The sequence below is a fragment of the Sanyastnella coralliicola genome (assembly GCF_030845195.1).
Taxonomy (GTDB): domain Bacteria; phylum Bacteroidota; class Bacteroidia; order Flavobacteriales_D; family Sanyastnellaceae; genus Sanyastnella; species Sanyastnella coralliicola.
The window spans coordinates 733,655-752,805 of the sequence record NZ_CP132543.1; the positions used below are offsets into that span (position 1 = coordinate 733,655).

Here is a 19,151-nt window from a genome sequence, read left to right on the forward strand (position 1 = left end):
TTCGTTGCATGGATGCTATTGATGAGTTAGCGAAGCTTTCACAGCTCTTGCTGTTGGAACGAGAAGAAGAAGAGTCGCGATTGCAGGCGATAATCGAGCAGAAGTCAATCAAAGAACGAAGAGATGAAGGACTTTGCTGGGCGCCTGTTTCAGTAGAGAAGACTGATTTCGCCTTCGGCGGAACGCCAAGGCTTCTTTTAGAACGCAACGCTGGTGAACACCCGGTGCATGAGCTTCAGAAAGGCAGTCCCATCTTCCTTATCAACATAGACGATGCTTCACAACGCTACAAAGGGAGCATCACCAAGCTCGACGAGCTGACGGCCGAAGTCTTGCTTCACGAAGAAGACATCCCAGAAGGCATTCGAGAACCGAATTGGATTCTGGAATTGCGCTACGATGATCGCAGTTTCTTTGAAATGGAGAGGGCATTGAACGTTGCCATCAACATGGAAGCGGGCCAACAACGTGACTTGCGCGATCGTTTACTCGGCTATAAAGATTTGCTTCCCCTGGAAGAGAATAGTTTTCCTGTTAGCGATCAACTGAACCCTTCTCAACAAGAAGCCGTTTTTCGTGCCTTAAACGCTCAAGACCTAGCGATCGTCCACGGCCCTCCGGGAACGGGTAAGACCACCACTTTAGCAGAGGTCATCAAACACCTGACGAAACAAGAAAAGAGCATCTTGATCACCGCTCCAAGTAATACAGCGGTAGACAATTTGATGCTTAAGGTAGCCAAGGCTGGACTCAATCCTGTGCGTATTGGAAATAGCAGTCGAATGACTGATGAGGCCGTTCCCTTTTCGCTAGAGCATCGCTTAATTGAAGACAAAGAATACAAACTGGTTAAAGACCTTCGCAAGCGCGCCGCTGACCATCTAGATAAGGCTGGGAAGTTCAAACGAAACTTCGGAAAGGAAGAACGAGAAGCACGCCGTTCAGCTCGCAAAGAAGCGCGTGACCTAGAGAAGGAAGCCCGAAATCTTGAACGTGCCCTTGAACAGAAGATCATTGATCAATCGGATTTAGTCGCGTGCACCCTCATCGGTGCCGCTGATGTACGCATTCGTTCGCGTGTCTACGATGTGATCATTATCGATGAAGCGGGTCAAAGCCTAGAACCTGCGAGCTGGGTGCCGATTCTCAAAGGGAACAAAGTGGTGCTCGCAGGAGATCCACATCAATTACCCCCAACGGTGAAAAGTCAGGACGCAGCCAAACAAGGACTCGAGGTAAGCCTTCTCGAAAAGGCGGTAGAACGCACCAGTGCGAGCGTGCTCTTAGAAGAACAATACCGAATGAATGAGAAGATCATGGGCTTCTCCAACCAGTGGTTCTATGAAGGGCGACTGCAAGCCCACGAATCCGTTTCTCATCGAGCTTTACCGGATGAGTTGGCTATTGAATTCATTGATACAGCAGGTTGTGGTTATGAAGAGAAGGCTGCGAATGCTGGAGTTTCTAAATCCAACCCGGAAGAGATCACCATCATCCAAAAGCACCTAGACGAATTGATCAACGCCCATGGCGATCAAATAGAAGCCATTGGAGTTATCTCGCCCTATCGTGCTCAAGTAGAAGAAATGAAAACCCGTCTCCCCCAAGACGAACGCCTCATCATCCAAACCGTAGACGGCTTCCAAGGTCAAGAACGCGATGTGATTTACATCTCGTTGGTCCGCTCCAACGAAAACGGCGAACTCGGTTTCCTCACAGACTACCGACGAATGAACGTGGCCATGACACGCGCCAAACGAAAACTCATTGTGATCGGAGACAGCGCTACCATTGGTCAAGACGAGTTCTACGCGGCATTTTTGGAGTACTGTGAAGGAGTGGAGGGGTATCGGTCAGCTTGGGAATACATTTAAATGAGGCTTATGGCCTATGGCTTAAGGCTTAAGTTCTAGCCGATATTCTGCGTTCTGCGATCCGCAACCCGCGTTCCTCGTTCCTCGTTCTGCGTTCCTCGTTCTGCGTTCCTTTTCCTAACTTCGAGTATCATGAAAAAGCTCCTTTTCTTTTCCGCGTTAGCGCTTGTGTTCTTCGGATGTAAGAAAGATGAAGAATCACTACCTGCTGACAATTCTTCGGGTGGTCCGAATGTGATCTTCCGTTTTGCTTTTGATGAGAACCAAGAGCGATTGGATAATATGGGGAACCCGGCGGGATTGCCTGATGGACATGCGGGACAGTCTCCAAATTTCAATTTCATCTCGGCGCATTATGTGGAGATGATCCCCAATGAATTGACCTGGTTAGGTGATGGAGAGATCCTTTATGAAGGGCCTGAAACAACGGCAGGAGGCGAGGAAGCGATCGACTTTGATCAAGCCAACGTGGTACAAGAAGGGGAAGACTTCTTGGTAGTGCCTCTCAGTAGTGTATCACCTGGAACCTATGAGTTCATTCGAACTTCGTTGTCGTACCAAAATTTCTCGGTGGATTTCATTGCCGCTGGGTTTGAGTTGACGGGTACCTTGGCCAGCTTTATCGGATACAACAACTACATCACCTCTTTTACGATTGAAGAGCAGTCAGTAGACGTGAATGAGAACAAACTTCAAGGATATTGGGGTTTCGAGTCCATCGGTCAAGTGACAACAGGACAGGCACCTGAAGGTGCGACTACCGTGCCCAATCCTCTAGCGGATACATCACCGATTCCTCCAGGTTCGTGTTTGGTGACTGGAGAGTTGACTTCTCCTTTGACCATCACAGGTAATGAAACAGAAGACATCATTGTTACCCTCTCTCTTTCTACGAATCAAAGCTTCGAGTGGGTAGAGGTCAATGAAGACGGCATCTGGGAGCCAGAGGCTGGTGAGAATGTTGTGGATATGGGTATTCGCGGTTTGATCGCTACCGCGGAATAATTACTCCAATACTTCGCCCGTTTCCTCATCGTATTGAGGAAGCGAATCTGAATAGTCTACCGCAGTTCCAGGGGTGCGAACTGATTCGTCAATGGGTTGTAATCCGCGTTCACGCACTGTGCGCATTCCAGGATCTTCTTCAGCCAATGGGAAAACATCTACAATCTTCGTGTAGGTAATTGAAGGGATGACGTAGCCAGAGATACTTGTCTTGAGGAAGTCAGACGTTTTATCGTACGCGTCACGCACGTCACCTGCAGAGATCAAGAAGTACTGGTTGCTTGATTTCTCTTCGCCTTTGCTTTCATCGAAAGAGACAAATGACACCTTCACACGGAACCACATGTCAGAATCATCAAAGCGAATAACTTCAGCGAAGTTTGACTTTGTGATTTGCTGAACTTCATAGGGCTTTCTGCCCATCTGCTCTAGCAAAAAAGTCATGCGCGTTTCCGCCTCAGTGTAGTTGTACGCATCAAGAAGGAACTGCTCGGTTACCTTCCCTTCATTTCCGTGTTGATCCTCTTTTACGTATCGAACCTTACAAGTAAACCAGTGCTTTGTCATTGCTGCGAATTAGGTAGAAGGCAAAGCTAGGCAAAGGAATATGGGGAATCCAAATTCCGCGCTAGCGAGTTATCGACGTCTTACTCACGTGCAAGGTTTATCTGACAACACATCAGTGGGAACTGACATTCGCTTCAACCTCAATCGTACAACAAAGCTGAAACTATGGAGAGACATTGCGGCAGTAAAGCAATTGACCATGAAAGCATTGAATCTATCCACAAACGCAGGAGACCTATCTGAGAACTTACCTCACAGCATGATCGTGAAGAATGAAGATCTCACGGTCTGGCAACTCGTAAAACTAGGACGTCTTTATTCTAAGTCGGCTCGTTATGATGAAGCATTGGGCTTCTTTGATCGTGCCATCGAGATGGAACCAAAAGAGTCAACGATCCATTATTACCGAGGTGTGGTGAACTTCCGCTTGAACAAGTTAGAGGCTGCGCTACGTGACTTCGAGCGTTCAATGAAGCGCAATCCATGGAATACCATTGATATTTTGAATTACACAGGGTGTATCCGTTTCCGATTGGGAGACATCAAAGGTGCACGCAAAGATATTTCTCGCGTACTGAATGCGAATCACGGATTACTGAACGATCTAGTGATGTCAGCAGATGAGTACCTAGAGTTGATGGCGATTTAATCAGAGTGCAATGCCCTCGAGCTTCTCGAGGATCTGATGCGCCACATCAAGAGCCCGGTATCCGTCGCTAACGGTAACTTCCGGTGTAGTGTCATTCTTGATTGATCTTGCAAGTGAAGCGAGCTCATCACGAATGGCATTGCTGTTTTCAGGAATTTGCGGCTTCTCAAAGAAGATCTCTTTGCTGCCTTTTCCTTCTCCTAGGTCAATAGTCACCGCGAATGGATCTGCTTCTCCTTCCACTGCCTTCATGCGAACGATCTCAGATTCACGCTTCAAGAAATCAACCGCGATGTAAGCGTCACGCTGGAAGAAACGACACTTACGCATGTTCTTCAGCGAAATACGACTAGCGGTTAGGTTTGCTACACACCCATTGTCAAATTCAAGACGGGCATTCGCAATGTCTGGAGTCTCAGAAACCACAGCAACGCCGCTTGCACTGATCTTCTTCACGTTCGCACCAGTAGCTGCAAGCACAACGTCGATATCGTGAATCATCAGGTCAAGAACCACTGAAACGTCTGTACCACGTGGGTTGAACTGAGCTAGGCGGTGCGACTCAATAAATTGAGGCTGTTGAATCTTATCCTTGATAGTTGTGTAGGCTGGGTTGAATCGTTCCACGTGTCCAACTTGCACTTTCACATTGGCCTCTTCACTCAAACGAATCAAGCTCTTGGCTTCATCCAGGGTATTGGTGATCGGCTTTTCAATGAAGACGTGTTTGCTTGCGCGAAGTGCGGTCTGAGCGCATTCGTAATGCGAAAGGGTAGGAGTAACGATATCTACAACGTCAACATCTGCAATGATGCCTTCAATGGTGTCGTAGGCTTTGAGTCCGAATTCCTCTGAAACACTCTGTTGCTTTTCAGGGTCTGGATCATAAAACCCAACGACCTCATAAATATCTTTCAACTCGCGCAGACACTTGATGTGGATCTTACCAAGATGCCCTGCACCCAAAACTCCGATCTTCAACATGGAATCGATTTTTTTTAGCGCCACAAAGATGCGGCTTTCTTCCGTCCAAATGTACTTTCTGTATTATCGACATCAGTTCGTGTAAATCATACTTATCAACATCGGCATTGGAATGGACAAAGCCATTAGATTTGAATGGTCATGGAACGTGTAGATACATATCGCCATAAAGGCTTGAGAAAGCGACTCATGGATGAGTTGCGTGAGTTGGGAATTCGTGATGAACGCGTGCTGGATGCATGTTTTAACGTTCCACGTCATTTCTTTTTGAGCTCTGCATTTTTGGAGTTCGCCTACGATAATAAGGCCTTCCAAATTGGAGCCGGTCAAACCATTTCGCAACCATTCACGGTAGCCAAGCAAACGGAGCTTCTGGAGATTAAGAAAGGAGACAAAATCTTGGAAATCGGAACAGGTTCGGGCTACCAAACATGTGTCCTTTGTGAAATGGGCGCGAAGGTTTGGTCTATTGAACGACAGAAACTGCTGGCTGATAATTCGAAGGTGTTGATTCGTTCTTTGGGCTACCGCCCGAATCTCTATTACGGAGATGGTTATAAAGGAAAACCTGCTTTCGCACCCTTCGATGGAATTATCGTGACATGCGGTGCACCGAGTATCCCAGAAGCCTTGCTCTCACAACTGAAGATTGGCGGAAAGCTGATTATTCCGGTAGGAGAAGGTAAAACCCAAGTCATGTTAGAAGTAACACGAAATTCTGCCACTGACTTTTCGAAGAGAGAACACGGCAACTTCGCCTTCGTTCCAATGCTTAACGACAGAGCCCGATGAAAAAACTCTTTTCCACTGACCAGATCCGAGATTGGGATCGCTACACCATTGAAAACGAACCGATCTCTTCCCTGCGTCTGATGGAAAGAGCATCCACAAAGGCCTTCGCCATCTTGATGGGCTTACTTGACGATGAAGATATTACGATCTTCTGCGGTACAGGAAATAACGGCGGCGATGGGCTCGTACTGGCACGCCTCTTGCGTATGGCCGAGTTTGAAGTTGACGTATTTGTTCTAGGCGATCCGGAGAAAGGTTCAGAAGATTTCAAGACCAATTTAGAGAAGGTTGGAGAGGTTCAAGTTCTCGCTAACGCGGAAACGGATTTGATGGAATACCTCGACGGGAAAGTAGTCATCGACGCGATTTTTGGAAGTGGATTGACACGTCCGTTGGAAGAATGGCGAAGTGACATTGTACGGTCGATTAACCTCTACGCAGGTCGAATCATTTCACTCGATTTGCCAAGCGGACTTCCTGGCGACGCGAGCTCTTGGGACCACGATAGCATTTGGGCTGATCTGACCATCAGCTTTCAGCAACCGAAGAAGAGCTTTTTCTACGAAGAAGGAGATCAAAGAAGTGGAGAGATCATCGTAGCCGACATCGGTCTCCATCCAGATTACGAAGAGGATGAGCCGTGCGCAGACTTCTTTGTAGATCCTGAATACTTGGGTGATTTGGTGGTTCAGCCTTTCCGCTTTATCCACAAGGGAAGCAAAGGTATGGCCCAAGTCGTTGGCGGACATCATCGCATGTTCGGAGCCATTGGATTGACGACCAACGCCGCTTTACGAAGTGGAGCAGGCTTGGTAGTTGCTCAAGTTCCAGCTCAAGCTGAGATGCTCATTCATCAATGGCACCCAGAAGCAATGGTGATTGCAGATCAAGGAACAGAATTCTTGACCCGTTTGGAGATTCATCCGAAGACAACCGCTCTCGGTATTGGTCCGGGGATGGGGCAAGACGCAGCCTCTTTACCAGTACTCCATTCCGCGCTAGCGTCAGAAATACCCTTAGTCATAGACGCAGACGCATTGAATTTAATCGCAGCTCACGGATTGCAGAAAGAATTGAAGCGCGTGTACCCAACAGTGATCACACCACATCCAACTGAATTCGATCGTTTATTCGGTGCGCATGAAGGTAAAAATGCCATTGTAGACCGCGAAGCGACGGCGCGTGCAAAAGCGCAAGAGTATCAATGCTTCATTGTCTTGAAAGGAGCCTTCAGCAGAATCTACACGCCAGAAGGAGAGTGCATCTATAATACTAGCGGATCACCAGCACTTGCAGTAGGCGGAAGTGGAGACGTCTTGACAGGGTTGCTCACGGGCATGCTCGCACAAGGATTCGCACCAGTGGATGCGACGATGTTGGCGGTCTACCTACATGGAAGTGCTGGAGAGCGATTCGAAGAGATGTACGGAACAAGAGGAATGACAGCGACTGACATCGTAGATCTATTGCCAGAAGTCTTCGCTCAATTCATCGATTAGAGCAGGCCTTCGATGGCTCCTATCCCAAGACGAACAAGTTCAGGTTGTCCTGAAGTACAATTGAATACTGTAGAAGCTTCAATGTTACCCATGCCTCCTGCTACGACCATATCTACGGTCTTTTCGTAGCGCTCGTGAATCAATTCTGGATCAGTGGTGTATTCGATGATTTCGTCGTCGTCATGCACCGAAGTAGCCACCAGCGGGTTGCCTAAAGCAGAAACCAACGCCAACGCAATTTCATTGTCAGGAACACGAATACCAATCTCTTTACGCTTCGTCTTGAAGATCTTTGGAACGTTCGTATTCGCATTCAAGATGAAGGTGTACGGACCAGGCAGTGCACGCTTCATCAACTTGTAGATATTGTTTTCAACCGGTTTGGTGTACTCTGAAAGGTGGCTCAAATCGCGACAAACCAATGAGAAATTCGACTCTTTCATTGACACCCCTTTAATCTTCGCCACACGCTCAACCGAACGTACCCGACTCAAATCACAACCGATAGCATACACTGAATCAGTAGGATAGATAATCACACCACCATCTAGGAGGCATTCCACAACTTGTCTAACCTTTCGCGGATCTGGGTTTTCTGGGTGAATTTGTACGAGCATGTGTTACGTAAAGTTTAATCTAATATAGAAGGGGGAAGTGGAGAATACAAGAGGCGGGGGTGGTTCGTGGTTCGTGGTTCGTGGTTCGTGGTTTTAGGGATGTTTTGATTTGAAAATGGAATGTGGAGTGAAGGGGATAGGATGCTTTTATAGAAGTACAGAGGTTATTGTAGTGCTTATAGAGCACGAAATAGTGGAGACAAAAAATGCCCCTGGTAGTGGGGCATTTTTTCCGGCGTCCGGCATCCGGCGTCCGTTAATATTATGGTAGCGGCATACAGCATACTGCCTACCGCCTACAATTACGCGTTTACCTTCGCGTGATCAGCCAAGAACTTCTCCAAACCACTATCAGTTAGTGGGTGCTTGAGAAGACCTAGGATCGCGCTCAATGGACCAGTCATAACGTCTGCTCCGATTTCAGCACACTCGATGACGTGCATTGTATGGCGTACAGAAGCTGCTAGGATTTCAGTGCGGAAATCGTAGTTATCATAGATCAAGCGAATCTGCTCGATCAACTGTAGACCATTTGTGCTGATATCATCCAAACGTCCGATGAATGGAGATACGTAAGTCGCACCTGCTTTCGCAGCTAGAAGTGCTTGTCCGGCAGAGAATACAAGGGTACAGTTGGTCTTGATTCCTTTATCTGAGAAGTAGCGAATCGCTTTCACTCCGTCTTTGATCATCGGAACTTTCACAACGATGTTTTCGTGAAGGTCAGCCAGTGCTTCCCCTTCCTTGATCATGCTTTCGTAATCTGTTGAGATTACCTCTGCACTTACATCACCGTCAACGATATCGCAGATCGCTTTGTAGTGGTTGATTACATTCTCGTCACCGCTGATTCCTTCTTTCGCCATCAATGATGGGTTGGTTGTTACACCGTCAAGAATTCCAAGGTCTTGCGCCTCACGGATCTGGTCAAGATTTGCTGTATCAATGAAGAATTTCATGGTCTAGGTATTTGGGCAAAAGTAAGGTTACTATACAAACATTTCTGCCTTCTGAGCAGCTACTTTTTCACTAGCTAGGTAATCATCGAAGCTCATCAACTTGTCGATGCATCCATTCGGAGTCAACTCAACGATTCGAGTAGCTACAGTCTGCGTGAAGTGGTGGTCATGCGATGTGAAGATCACCGTACCAGGGAAGTCAATCAGGGCATTGTTGAATGCAGTGATAGACTCTAGATCCAAGTGGTTCGTAGGCTCGTCGAGCATCATCAGGTTACCAGCACCGAGCATCACACGTGAGATCATGCAGCGTACTTTTTCACCTCCAGAGAGTACGTTTGATTTCTTGAATGTCTCCTCTCCAGAGAACAACATTTTACCAAGGAATCCGCGGATGTATACCTCGTCTTTTTCTGTTGAAAACTGACGAAGCCAATCGATCAAGTTGAGGTCTTCGTTAAAGAACTCAGCGTTTTCGTTTGGAAGATATCCTGTGCTGATGGTCTGTCCGAAGTGGAAGTCACCAGAGTCAGGTTCCATCAATCCGTTCAAGATCTCGTAAACGGCTGTTGTAGCTAGTCCGTTCTTGCTGATCAAGGCAATCTTGTCTCCTTTAGAAACATTGAGGTTGAAGTCTTTGAATAGCTGCACGCCATCAACTGACTTACTCAAGTTATTGATGTGTAGGATCTGATCTCCTGCTTCACGCTCAGGGTTGAAGATAATCGCTGGGTACTTACGTGTACTTGGCTCGATGTCTTCCACATTGATCTTATCTAGAAGCTTCTTACGGCTTGTTGCTTGCTTCGACTTCGAAGCATTCGCAGAGAAACGAGCGATGAATTCTTGAAGTTCTTTCTTCTTGTCTTCTGCTTTCTTGTTCGCTGCATTACGCTGACGAAGTGCCAACTGCGAGCTTTCGTACCAGAACGTGTAGTTTCCTGTGAAGAGTTTCACCTTCTTAAAGTCGATATCTACAATGTGTGTACATACCGTATCAAGGAAGTGACGGTCGTGCGAAACAACGATCACGGTGTTCTTGAAATTCAAGAGGAAGTCTTCCAACCACGTTACCGTTTGGATATCGAGGTCGTTTGTAGGCTCATCGAGGATGAGGATGTCTGGCTCACCGAAAAGCGCCTGCGCCAATAGGATTCGTACCTTCTGGTTACCACTCAGGTCTTTCATCAGTTTGTCGTGATCCGCTTCTTGAATCCCCAATCCGCTAAGTAGCATGGCTGCATCAGACTCGGCATTCCATCCGTTCATCTCTGCGAACTGTTCTTCCAACTCGCTAGCGCGGATACCGTCTGCGTCACTGAAATCAGGCTTCGCGTAGAGCGCGTCTTTTTCAGTCATGATGTCCCACAGAAGAGTGTGACCCATCATCACCGTGTCAAGAACACGACACTCATCGAATTCAAAGTGATCCTGCTTCAACACCGCCATACGTTTTCCTGGCTCTAGGTTCACGTTTCCACCGTTCGGATCAATCTGACCAGAAAGAATCTTTAGGAAGGTAGATTTACCAGCACCATTGGCACCGATAACACCGTAGCAGTTGTCGCCGGAGAACTTAATGTTCACCTCGTCAAACAAAACGCGCTTACCGAATTGAAGCGAAATATTATGAGCTGCAAGCATTTGACCCTGAATTTTTGAGGGTGCAAAGGTACATATTACTTCTTTTATTCCCCGCATTCTGCGTGGAATATGAGCCGTCAGAGGAATCGGTATAGCAGGGATGAAGCCGTAAAGTATTTCTATTCTGAGTTCATCCTAATCGAAAAAGGCTGTCAAGCCGTTCCGCCATTGGCGAAAAACAAGCCCAATAATTCATTAAGTTAGGAGCTGAAAGCCACGACAGATAGGCAATCAAACCCTAATTTGATGAAGAAGATCTTTCTATGGACGCTCTGCGTTCTCCCACTTATATCTTGGTCTCAATTGACCATTGTTGTTGATGCCATTCCATCGAATACGCCGGAAGGCAGTGACATTTACATTGCCGGTGATTTCCAGGGTTGGGACCCAAGTTCGCCTGATTATATGCTGAATGACAATGGGGATGGAACCTATTCGATTGAACTTTATATTGCCGCAGGAACTATCACCTTCAAATTCACCCGCGGTGGTTGGGACACCGTGGAAGGAAACGAAAACGGAGGTTTTCTCCCAGACAGAACTTTCTTGTACAGCGGTCTTGAAGAGACGCTAAATCTTCAAATTCTCAGTTGGGAAGACGTAGGCGGCACCAACTCCACAGCAGCAGAGAATGTACAGATCATGGATACGGATTTCTACATACCACAGCTTGATCGTTACCGTCGCATCTGGGTTTACACGCCTCCGAACTACGACGATACAGACGAGCATTACAAAGTGCTCTACATGCACGACGGACAAAACCTCTTCGACATAGCCAGCAGTTTTTCAGGAGAATGGGAAGTAGATGAAACCCTCAATGCATTGTTTGACCAAGGCGACGAAGGATGCATCGTGGTAGGGATCGATAACGGAGGTGTCCATCGCATCGATGAATATTCACCTTGGGTAAACGTTCAATACGGCGGTGGCGAAGGTGCTCTTTACATGGATTTTATCGTCAATACGCTCAAGCCATACATTGATGAAAACTACCGCACCCGTCCAGAACGTGAATGGACAGGCATCATGGGCAGTTCAATGGGCGGTTTGATCTCAGCCTACGGAGGGGTAGAACACAGTGACGTGTTCAGTCGAATTGGTGCTTTTTCACCGAGCTATTGGTTCAGTGATGAGACCTACGATCACATGCAAGAAAACGCGGTCACAGACGAGATGCGCATTTATACCATTGCCGGTGAACAAGAAGGGCCTGTCATGACTAATGGGGTCGCCAACATGAATAATATCATGAGCAACACCGGTTGGTACGACGAGAATGAGTTCATCACCCTCACCCACGAATACGGCACGCACAGCGAATCCTACTGGCGCAATGAATTCGAAGACGCTTATTTGTGGTTATGGGATAATGATACTTCAGTTAATAATTTCGCTAGCGCGGAATGGGTCATCTACCCAAACCCTAGCGAAGCCGTCATTCAACTGGAAATCGAAAACAGCTCCCAGGTAACCAAAATCGAACTCATCGATTCCACCGGGAAATTGGTCTACACTACTTCGCAATTCGAACGAACGATCGATGTGTCTCAATGGAACGGAGTACACGTGATCGCGATCTATTTCCAGGAAGGGCAGAAGCTCACAAAGCGCATCGTCCTTAGGTGAGTCGAGAGACGAGAGTCTAGAGTCTAGGGGGACTCAATCTATAACTTATAATCGATAAACTATAACGGTTGAAGCTAAGTCGCCGATTGAAATGACAACGAAAGACCAAGAACCAAAGACTAAAAACCAAAAGCAATAGTCTATAACGGTTACGGGTGTACCAATCAGTCCACCGTCCAGAAGAAAAGGCTATAGCCTATCGCCTAACGTAAGTGTCAAGAATCTCCTCCAAATTCGGTTTCGGAACCACACCAGCATAGCGCTCTACAAGTTGCCCTTTATCGAAAATGAGGAGGGAAGGGATGCTACGGATTTGGAATACTTGAGAGAGTCTTGGAGATACTTCGGTATTGACTTTTCCGATAATCACTTTCCCTTCATACTCGGCAGAAAGTTCGTCGATGATTGGTCCCATCACACGACATGGTGCACACCAAGATGCCCAAAAGTCAATGAGTACCGCATGATCATTCTGCGCTACGATTTCTTTGAAATTGGCTTCTGTGATCTCCATTGCCTTTGGCTTCGGAGCTCTATTCTTCTTTTTCCAAAACATAACCTTACAAAGGTAGGGTAGGGGTGTCACAGATTTGTGTCACTTCAGTCACATTACGGCTTTTACGGTGGACTGTGGACTGTGGACTGTGGACTGTGGACTGTGGACGGTAGACGGCAGACAGTAGACAGTTAGTTATCAGTTATAGATTATCGTTTATCGATTCTCGTTCAAATCGTTGATTTCGACGGCTAACCAATCACTTTCTCGCCTCTGACGATTTCGCCATCACGATAGATTTTCTCGGTGATTCTCCCTTCACGTGTATACCAGAGGTAGCGGCCATTCCACTTTCCGTTGACATAGGTGCCCTTCTTTTCTGGAGTTCCTGTATTGTAGTATGACTCCCAAGTTCCATGAGGTAGACCGTTTACATAGAACCCTTTTGACTCAATTTTTCCGTCTGAGTAATAGTAAATGTTTTGTCCTTCCCATTGGCCGTTAAGAATTGCTCCTTCAACTTTTACTTGACCATTTTCATAGTATTCTAGGTAAGGACCATCTTCAAGATTAGATGTGTCAATCTGCTGTTGTTTAATCTGAGCAGTAAGGCTTGCAGAAAGCACAAGCGATAGAATCAGTGATGCGATAAATTTCATAATGATGGTGATTTTGAAATATATACGTTCGTGACACTGGATTTGGATCACGGGGGGGGGACGGTTGATGGTTGATGGTCGATGGAATGTTATCACTTATAGGTTCTAGTCTTCAATCGTACCCCATTCTACGTTGGGCTATATTTTTGAGAATGATCAGCTCTATAGATTTTTCGATGGCAAGCCAAAATCCCGGCTCCGACTTCTATTATCTCCTCTCTTTCTGCCACGATCTCGGGACTATGGAATATGCAAGTTGTCCATTGTAGAGTTTATGAGCATTTGGTAGAATGACTTGTCTTTACGCGAGATTGAGTAATTGATTATTTTTTTTTTACTCCAAAGTTGTGTTACTCGAATAGTACGTAATTCAATAGGTCTGTTTTACTTATTACCTTTGCGCACACCCCTCTTTTATGAGCTTCAATCCAGGCACGACCCTCTCTACCCGACAAACTGGAATAGAGATCTTGGCTAATTTGAGTGGGAGCTCTTAGAACATATACACAATCTGAAATTAATCTTCGTCCCGATTTGACATAAAGCACCTTTCCTAGGTTTGTTCTTCCAACCCTGGTCATAACGATATCACCTTTCTCAGCATACATTCCCTCATGAAAGACTTTTTTGTCCAAACGAACACTATTGCCCTTATTCCCAGAGATATCTGAGGTATGAAGGAAAGGAGTATTCAAATTTACCAACATTCGTTTTGAATAGCTTCCTCTTCTGATTAATACGTTCAATTCTTTGAGGGACTTACCATTTGCTTTTGATTGCTCACTTATCCTCCAATCATGATAAGTGTAGTCCATCCGCTCGATTAACAATTCACATTGGACCTCATGTCGTTTTTCTATTGTTCCGTTGGAGTCAGCAATCTTCACTTGAACAGAAGTTCGATCTTTGTTTTTTCGTCCTTTGCGAACTATTAGAATGTACGTTTTAGCGTCGGTGTTTTTGAAAACTCTATCTGGGAGTTCAATTACAGAAGTAACATCATGGTTCTTCAACAAGTTTTTTCTAAATCCCTTGAATTCATGAGATGTAATTAACCCATTAGGAAGAATTATTGCTAGTTCTCCGCCATTTTTTAGGTAGGTCAAATTTCGAGCAAGAAAGATTAAGTCTGAGCTTAATTTTTTGTAATCGTTCAAAGAGCCTAGCTGTGCATTTTCTAGCACTCTGCCGTAATGTTCAGCCTTATCTATTTGTCGATAGGGAGGGTTGCAAATTGCTACATCTATTGTATTATGACCGAAAGATAATTCTGAATCAATTTTGAAGGATAATCCATTGAGTTCAAGGAATTCGACATTAGGGAACTCATACTGAAGTTGTTTGACATTATTTCTGTCGACATCAGCACCAAAAAATTCCGCCCTTTCCCAGCGACCCATAGCCTCCCTCATTAATGCTCCTTTCCCTACGCCAAGCTCAATAATCTTTTCTGGTTTTTTTTGTCGAACAGATGAGATCAACAACTTCGCTATATTCCCTTCAGTATAGTATTGCCCGTATTCTTTAATCATTTATATATCCTGTCAGATTATACAAATAACTTTTTCCAACGCCTTCAGTTCGAATTTTCTTTCCTAAGAAAGGGTAGTCATAGTGCAATTGAACGTCTGGATTGTCTATAGCGAACATACATGATCCGATGGAATGTGGTTTAGTTCCCAGTGGTGCAACGATTAGCTCATTGGAGCCAATATTGTCCATTATGCGTTGCAAGGAATTATAGATGCCAAACGGGTCATAAGCAGTAACTCTGTCGAGCTTCAAATAGGCCTTGGATTGCTCTAGGACCTCCTTGTTTTGTGAATATACATAATACTGCCAATTGGGTTGATATGAAGGCAGTCCAACGATTGCATATGTCGAATATGCCGAAGGGTTAACCTCTTCGTATGTTTTGCTGAATCTATTTCCTTCAAATCCCATTATTGCAACCAGTGTTTTATCATTGTCTTGTCTTGAAATCCTCAAGAATCCAGGAAGAGAGCTACGGTTACAGAATTTTTCAGTCAAATCAAATCTCCTAACGGTTACCGCCTCATCATTTTGTTTGTACTTATGCGGTTCAGTATATGTCACGAATAGTTGATCCAGGTTGAATTCTTCTTTAAAAACTTTGAGGGCGTAAAACAACATTGGATGTACCATTGAAGTAGACTCTATTAGCACTGAACAATTATCGATTTCTAATTTTTTCAATTCATCGATAAAGTTAGGGATCAAATCCGTTCCAATCTCGGATATTCCTTCCGTCCGATCGATAATCATGTCATCAGACCTAGTGAGGATGTACTTTTCAGTTTCGATGTCGTATTCGATAGTGATAATGCGTCCTGCTAATTTGTCTTTTAGACTGGTCGGTATTTTGCGGGTGCGTTCTTCTTTACATACTCCTACAAGAAGAAAGTCAATCTTTGAAAGTACTTCTTCTGGAATATCCTCAAAATCGTAATAGCGGCTACTGAGCATTAAAACAAGTCTTTTATATGTAGTTGTCCATTATCAAGAGTTTTGTCTTTATCTCCGATGATCTTGTTAGCCGCAACTTCAGCTTTTTCCAGATCTCCCGAAATTAGGGCTTCAAATAAATGATGTTTGATATGAAGTTTACGTTTCTTACGCGGAGAAATCTCAAAATATGGGGCATATATATGATTCAAATGATACTCAGAGGTATTAGAATCTATAGCGTCTGATTTGTCCTTAGTCTCATCTCTTTTCTGTAGAATTGAATACAAAACCGCATTTGATAAGAATGACCTAGCTGAGGATGATAGTCTTTCATAGTCTGTACTGAAATGGTTTTGCTCTGGCTCACTTAGCTTTTGATTCCTATGCAACTTTTCGAATATACCACCTAGAAGTTTGGTGAACTGCATTAATTCTCTACTGAAAGGTGCATAGGTTTCTACGTCATTGAGTTTATATCTACTTACATACTTTGCCGCATCAGATTGTTCTTTAGGAGAAATTGGTCTTGGATGATCGAACTCGAATCCGTTTCTACTTGCATTTCGAAAGGCTACTTCACATAACTCTATGAAATAACGAATTATTCCCGATGAAAGTGAAATGTAAGTGTTGTAACCGTAGTAGAACTTCTTTTTTCCTGTTTCTTTAAATAGTAAATAAAGAATTCCATGTTTGTTGTTGTGGATCCAGTCATCGAATTTAGACTTTTCTTTATTCTGGAATTTGTTGAATTCTGCAATCAGGTCTTTTAGGCTATTCCCCCTATCAATGAGAATTATTATTAGGCGCATTATTATTGGATCGCTTACTTTCGACAGTTCGCCTAATTCAGATTTCGTGTATTTAGAGGTTTTAGATTCGAAGTTGTGTCTTAGGTTAATATATTCCTTGGCTTTGTCGTTCTCAAATATTCTTTGTAATTCTTGACTCAGTGATTCTTCTCTCAAATAAAACTTGATGTTAAGTTCGGGAGAATCGTCTTTATAGTCTTTAAGTGCATCTATCCTTTGTAGACGCTTTCTACAGATCTCTGAGATTAGTTCCTCGAATTCTTCTTTCTTAAAATCTTCGATATTAAAATGACTGTAGTCGTGGGGTTGAGCGATAGATTCTCCTGCAGCTAGCGTACTAAAGGTTTTAACCCCTTCATTTCGTGTGCCAATATTGAATATTGTAGGACTTGGATGTTTTATTAACGTGTTAATGAGTACCTGTTGATACTCCAGTAAGTTTTCATACTCATCAACGAAAATGTGAATTGTCTTACCCTGGTATCCCTCCTGATTTATTATGCAATTTGCAATAATATTAAGTAGAAGACCATTCGATGTTAATACTGGTTGTTCAACTCTTCCAACGTTATTAACGTACCTAATTATTTTAATCTCTTCACTTTTAATAACCGAATGTAGCATCTCGAAACTGTTGAGGTCGTTTCGGTCAAAAAGTCCATTGGATTCGTTCGATATAGTAAAATCTATCGATGGATTGTTTTTAACCTGAGAATTTATGTCAAGGATAATTTCTAAGAGTTGTTTGGATAAAGAAAGATTCAGGAAATGCGCAAATATTCCCTGCCATTCTTTATCATCTAGACCTTTGTGCTGAAAGCCAGGAACGAAATTCGAATCACACCGAAAGTGAATTCCAATCAAATCATGACTAGAGATGAATTCATCAAATGTTTTGCCACAATTGAGCGCTTCGCTTTTCTGTGTTTTGTACGTATGATATAGGAAGAACATGGTCTTACCTGAGCCTCGACCGCCCTGGACCATCAATGATTTCCTCTTTAAGAGCCCGTCCAAATTTTTATGGTGAGCAAAGAATTTGAATAGCTCATCACCAAGTTGTTCCGCCCTGTCAATTGAAAACGGGTTATTAAATTTCGACATGCTCTTGAGTTCTCTTATTTCTTAAAAGGTAATTCCAATTTTCTTTCTTTTCATAAAATAACGGAAGAGATGCGTCAGGGATGCAGTGGTGAAAAGCAACTGCGTATTCTAATTGTCTATAACCCGTTAAGCCAAAGCCTTTATCCGATATTAGATTTTGAATAATTGCCTTGCATTCCTCTCTTTCTTCTTGATCAAAGTAAACAGAGTCATCCCCAAATATTTTGAATTTGGTTGGAAGCATTTCACAATAGCGGATTGTGAGGTTTTTCATGTGTTCTAATTCTTCATTATAGAATCTGTCATATCCTTCTTTAGTAACAACTAAGCAAAAGTATTGGATATCAATATTTGGGAACTTGTGAGGGAATTCGTACATCTTAATACTCTCTTCGTCGACTTTTGTATCGAAGAGGTTCCAGAATTCGATAATCTGATCGCCAGAGCCTACAAAATCGTCTATGATCAGAATTCTGTCAAAATTATTGAAGTAATCAGATTCTAAATTGCTCGGACTTAGCACATTTTGTTCTGGAAAGCCAATTTCATTACTTAATATTCTTGCAACTGCGTGTGAGCTTTCGGTAGGGTTGCCTTCACTTAAGGGTAGCAGGGCTGTTTTACGAATGAATTGGTTCTTAAGAGACTGAAGTTCATCATTCGTCAGAGAATAGCCGCTTTCATCTTCTGCTCTTAAATAGTCTCTTCTGAGGAAGAGTTCATTAAGTCCATGCTTTAATAGTTGTATAACGTCATCTTCCGAATAATAGACAAATCTATCGAGTAATTTAGCTGCACAGTAACGTTCATCAAGTGATCTGAAATTTTGCATCCAACTTTGAACCTTCGAAACATCAAATTTTGACCAAAATTGTGAATCAATAAAGAAATAGACCTTCTCAATGGCGTATTCAATGAACTCTTCTTTTTCAGAATCTGACATCATGTTTAATCCCATGTGATGTTGGATTTGTTCTTTAATATAAAAGATGTTGTAAATTTCGTTATTCTCAATCGTTCCGTAAATATATCTCTATTGGTCGGATGTAGGATGGTGAAAATACTTGGTAAATTACCATCAGTACTTTGAGTTATGCTTTGATTCTTATTACTAGGGGGGGCGTGATTGCTATTTGTTCAATACAAACTCATTCAGATATAAAACAATTGATGTTCTGGAGCCTCTGGCCAAATAGAGCATTATCTGAAACGCTGAAGTAGCCAAAGTCTATGACTAAGTAGAAAATGTACTTACTCGTCAAAACAAACTATTATTCAGTGAAGTAGTGTTTTGACACGAATTCGCTAAGGAATCTTGTGAAATTAGGAGGTAAATGTACGCTCAATGGCCATGTTTATAATAAATTTGAAGACCCTCACTCAATATTACGA

The 19,151-nt window shown here is 43.9% G+C and carries 17 protein-coding genes; 6 read left to right on the plus strand and 11 right to left on the minus strand.

From position 1 onward, the window contains the following. The first annotated feature begins 8 nt into the window (after positions 1 to 8). Both RA156_RS03215 and RA156_RS03220 read left to right on the plus strand, forming a co-directional pair. Positions 9 to 1,874, plus strand: coding sequence for an AAA domain-containing protein (locus tag RA156_RS03215; RefSeq protein WP_306642725.1), 1,866 nt, complete (start codon positions 9 to 11; stop codon positions 1,872 to 1,874). 132 nt (positions 1,875 to 2,006) lie between these two features. After that, positions 2,007 to 2,879 (plus strand): hypothetical protein, encoded by an 873-nt coding sequence (locus RA156_RS03220; RefSeq protein WP_306642726.1) that lies wholly within the window; start codon positions 2,007 to 2,009, stop codon positions 2,877 to 2,879. Here the strand turns inward: RA156_RS03220 and RA156_RS03225 are convergent, their stop codons facing one another. Then, positions 2,880 to 3,446, minus strand: coding sequence for a DUF4494 domain-containing protein (locus RA156_RS03225; RefSeq protein ID WP_306642728.1), 567 nt, complete (start codon positions 3,444 to 3,446; stop codon positions 2,880 to 2,882). 40 nt (positions 3,447 to 3,486) lie between these two features. On the opposite strand from RA156_RS03225, the gene RA156_RS03230 reads away from it, so the two are divergent. Continuing rightward, the gene (locus tag RA156_RS03230) at positions 3,487 to 4,095 is read left to right on the plus strand and encodes a tetratricopeptide repeat protein (protein ID WP_306642729.1); all 609 of its coding nucleotides are present in this window, start codon (positions 3,487 to 3,489) and stop codon (positions 4,093 to 4,095) included. On the opposite strand, the gene RA156_RS03235 is transcribed toward RA156_RS03230, so the two are convergent. Then, a complete protein-coding gene (locus tag RA156_RS03235; RefSeq protein WP_306642731.1) occupies positions 4,096 to 5,079 on the minus strand; it encodes a Gfo/Idh/MocA family protein in 984 nt (327 codons plus the stop codon). It lies immediately after the preceding gene. Positions 5,080 to 5,220: 141 nt separating this feature from the next. Between RA156_RS03235 and RA156_RS03240 the strand changes: the two genes are divergently transcribed. Further along, positions 5,221 to 5,871 (plus strand): protein-L-isoaspartate(D-aspartate) O-methyltransferase, encoded by a 651-nt coding sequence (locus RA156_RS03240; protein WP_306642733.1) that lies wholly within the window; start codon positions 5,221 to 5,223, stop codon positions 5,869 to 5,871. Then, positions 5,868 to 7,370, plus strand: a complete 1,503-nt coding sequence (locus tag RA156_RS03245) for an NAD(P)H-hydrate dehydratase (RefSeq protein ID WP_306642735.1) — start codon at positions 5,868 to 5,870, stop codon at positions 7,368 to 7,370. Before RA156_RS03240 ends, RA156_RS03245 begins: the two co-directional genes overlap by 4 nt. Here the strand turns inward: RA156_RS03245 and RA156_RS03250 are convergent. From RA156_RS03250 to RA156_RS03260, 3 genes are all read right to left on the minus strand, one after another. Continuing rightward, on the minus strand, positions 7,367 to 7,987 hold the full coding sequence (locus RA156_RS03250) for an L-threonylcarbamoyladenylate synthase (RefSeq protein ID WP_306642737.1): 621 nt from the start codon (positions 7,985 to 7,987) through the stop codon (positions 7,367 to 7,369). The genes RA156_RS03245 and RA156_RS03250 overlap by 4 nt on opposite strands. 302 nt (positions 7,988 to 8,289) lie before the next feature. After that, complete coding sequence (gene fsa, locus RA156_RS03255) at positions 8,290 to 8,946, minus strand: fructose-6-phosphate aldolase (RefSeq protein WP_306642739.1); 657 nt, start codon at positions 8,944 to 8,946, stop codon at positions 8,290 to 8,292. A 30-nt stretch (positions 8,947 to 8,976) separates the two neighbouring features. After that, positions 8,977 to 10,590, minus strand: a complete 1,614-nt coding sequence (locus tag RA156_RS03260; RefSeq protein ID WP_306642741.1) for an ABC-F family ATP-binding cassette domain-containing protein — start codon at positions 10,588 to 10,590, stop codon at positions 8,977 to 8,979. 246 nt (positions 10,591 to 10,836) lie between these two features. On the opposite strand from RA156_RS03260, the gene RA156_RS03265 reads away from it, so the two are divergent. Next, a complete protein-coding gene (locus RA156_RS03265) occupies positions 10,837 to 12,219 on the plus strand; it encodes an alpha/beta hydrolase-fold protein (protein ID WP_306642743.1) in 1,383 nt (460 codons plus the stop codon). A gap of 196 nt (positions 12,220 to 12,415) precedes the next feature. Here the strand turns inward: RA156_RS03265 and trxA are convergent, their stop codons facing one another. The 6 genes from trxA to RA156_RS03295 form a co-directional block, all read right to left on the minus strand. Continuing rightward, complete coding sequence (gene trxA / locus RA156_RS03270; RefSeq protein WP_306642744.1) at positions 12,416 to 12,775, minus strand: thioredoxin; 360 nt, start codon at positions 12,773 to 12,775, stop codon at positions 12,416 to 12,418. 191 nt (positions 12,776 to 12,966) lie between these two features. After that, entirely contained in the window at positions 12,967 to 13,374 is a 408-nt protein-coding gene (locus RA156_RS03275; RefSeq protein WP_306642746.1) for a toxin-antitoxin system YwqK family antitoxin, read from the minus strand. Positions 13,375 to 13,724: 350 nt separating this feature from the next. After that, the gene (locus RA156_RS03280) at positions 13,725 to 14,906 is read right to left on the minus strand and encodes an HsdM family class I SAM-dependent methyltransferase (RefSeq protein ID WP_306642747.1); all 1,182 of its coding nucleotides are present in this window, start codon (positions 14,904 to 14,906) and stop codon (positions 13,725 to 13,727) included. Beyond that, entirely contained in the window at positions 14,899 to 15,861 is a 963-nt protein-coding gene (locus tag RA156_RS03285; protein WP_306642748.1) for a hypothetical protein, read from the minus strand. Before RA156_RS03285 ends, RA156_RS03280 begins: the two co-directional genes overlap by 8 nt. Next, positions 15,861 to 17,759 (minus strand): ORC-CDC6 family AAA ATPase, encoded by a 1,899-nt coding sequence (locus RA156_RS03290; protein ID WP_306642749.1) that lies wholly within the window; start codon positions 17,757 to 17,759, stop codon positions 15,861 to 15,863. Before RA156_RS03290 ends, RA156_RS03285 begins: the two co-directional genes overlap by 1 nt. After that, the gene (locus RA156_RS03295; protein ID WP_306642750.1) at positions 17,746 to 18,717 is read right to left on the minus strand and encodes a phosphoribosyltransferase-like protein; all 972 of its coding nucleotides are present in this window, start codon (positions 18,715 to 18,717) and stop codon (positions 17,746 to 17,748) included. The genes RA156_RS03290 and RA156_RS03295 overlap by 14 nt, the downstream gene beginning before the upstream one ends. Between the last annotated feature and the right edge of the window lie 434 nt (positions 18,718 to 19,151).

What these genes read in the sequence shown, in the direction of transcription:
- RA156_RS03220 (WP_306642726.1), top strand. Translation starts at nt 2,007, where the DNA reads ATGAAAAAGCTCCTTTTCTTTTCCGCGTTAGCGCTTGTGTTCTTCGGA.
- RA156_RS03290 (WP_306642749.1), bottom strand. Translation starts at nt 17,759, where the DNA reads ATGTCGAAATTTAATAACCCGTTTTCAATTGACAGGGCGGAACAACTT.
- trxA (WP_306642744.1), bottom strand. Translation starts at nt 12,775, where the DNA reads ATGTTTTGGAAAAAGAAGAATAGAGCTCCGAAGCCAAAGGCAATGGAG.
- RA156_RS03240 (WP_306642733.1), top strand. Translation starts at nt 5,221, where the DNA reads ATGGAACGTGTAGATACATATCGCCATAAAGGCTTGAGAAAGCGACTC.
- RA156_RS03215 (WP_306642725.1), top strand. Translation starts at nt 9, where the DNA reads ATGGATGCTATTGATGAGTTAGCGAAGCTTTCACAGCTCTTGCTGTTG.
- RA156_RS03260 (WP_306642741.1), bottom strand. Translation starts at nt 10,590, where the DNA reads ATGCTTGCAGCTCATAATATTTCGCTTCAATTCGGTAAGCGCGTTTTG.
- RA156_RS03235 (WP_306642731.1), bottom strand. Translation starts at nt 5,079, where the DNA reads ATGTTGAAGATCGGAGTTTTGGGTGCAGGGCATCTTGGTAAGATCCAC.
- RA156_RS03285 (WP_306642748.1), bottom strand. Translation starts at nt 15,861, where the DNA reads ATGCTCAGTAGCCGCTATTACGATTTTGAGGATATTCCAGAAGAAGTA.
- RA156_RS03280 (WP_306642747.1), bottom strand. Translation starts at nt 14,906, where the DNA reads ATGATTAAAGAATACGGGCAATACTATACTGAAGGGAATATAGCGAAG.
- RA156_RS03250 (WP_306642737.1), bottom strand. Translation starts at nt 7,987, where the DNA reads ATGCTCGTACAAATTCACCCAGAAAACCCAGATCCGCGAAAGGTTAGA.
- RA156_RS03230 (WP_306642729.1), top strand. Translation starts at nt 3,487, where the DNA reads ATGGGGAATCCAAATTCCGCGCTAGCGAGTTATCGACGTCTTACTCAC.
- RA156_RS03225 (WP_306642728.1), bottom strand. Translation starts at nt 3,446, where the DNA reads ATGACAAAGCACTGGTTTACTTGTAAGGTTCGATACGTAAAAGAGGAT.
- fsa (WP_306642739.1), bottom strand. Translation starts at nt 8,946, where the DNA reads ATGAAATTCTTCATTGATACAGCAAATCTTGACCAGATCCGTGAGGCG.
- RA156_RS03275 (WP_306642746.1), bottom strand. Translation starts at nt 13,374, where the DNA reads ATGAAATTTATCGCATCACTGATTCTATCGCTTGTGCTTTCTGCAAGC.
- RA156_RS03245 (WP_306642735.1), top strand. Translation starts at nt 5,868, where the DNA reads ATGAAAAAACTCTTTTCCACTGACCAGATCCGAGATTGGGATCGCTAC.
- RA156_RS03295 (WP_306642750.1), bottom strand. Translation starts at nt 18,717, where the DNA reads ATGGGATTAAACATGATGTCAGATTCTGAAAAAGAAGAGTTCATTGAA.
- RA156_RS03265 (WP_306642743.1), top strand. Translation starts at nt 10,837, where the DNA reads ATGAAGAAGATCTTTCTATGGACGCTCTGCGTTCTCCCACTTATATCT.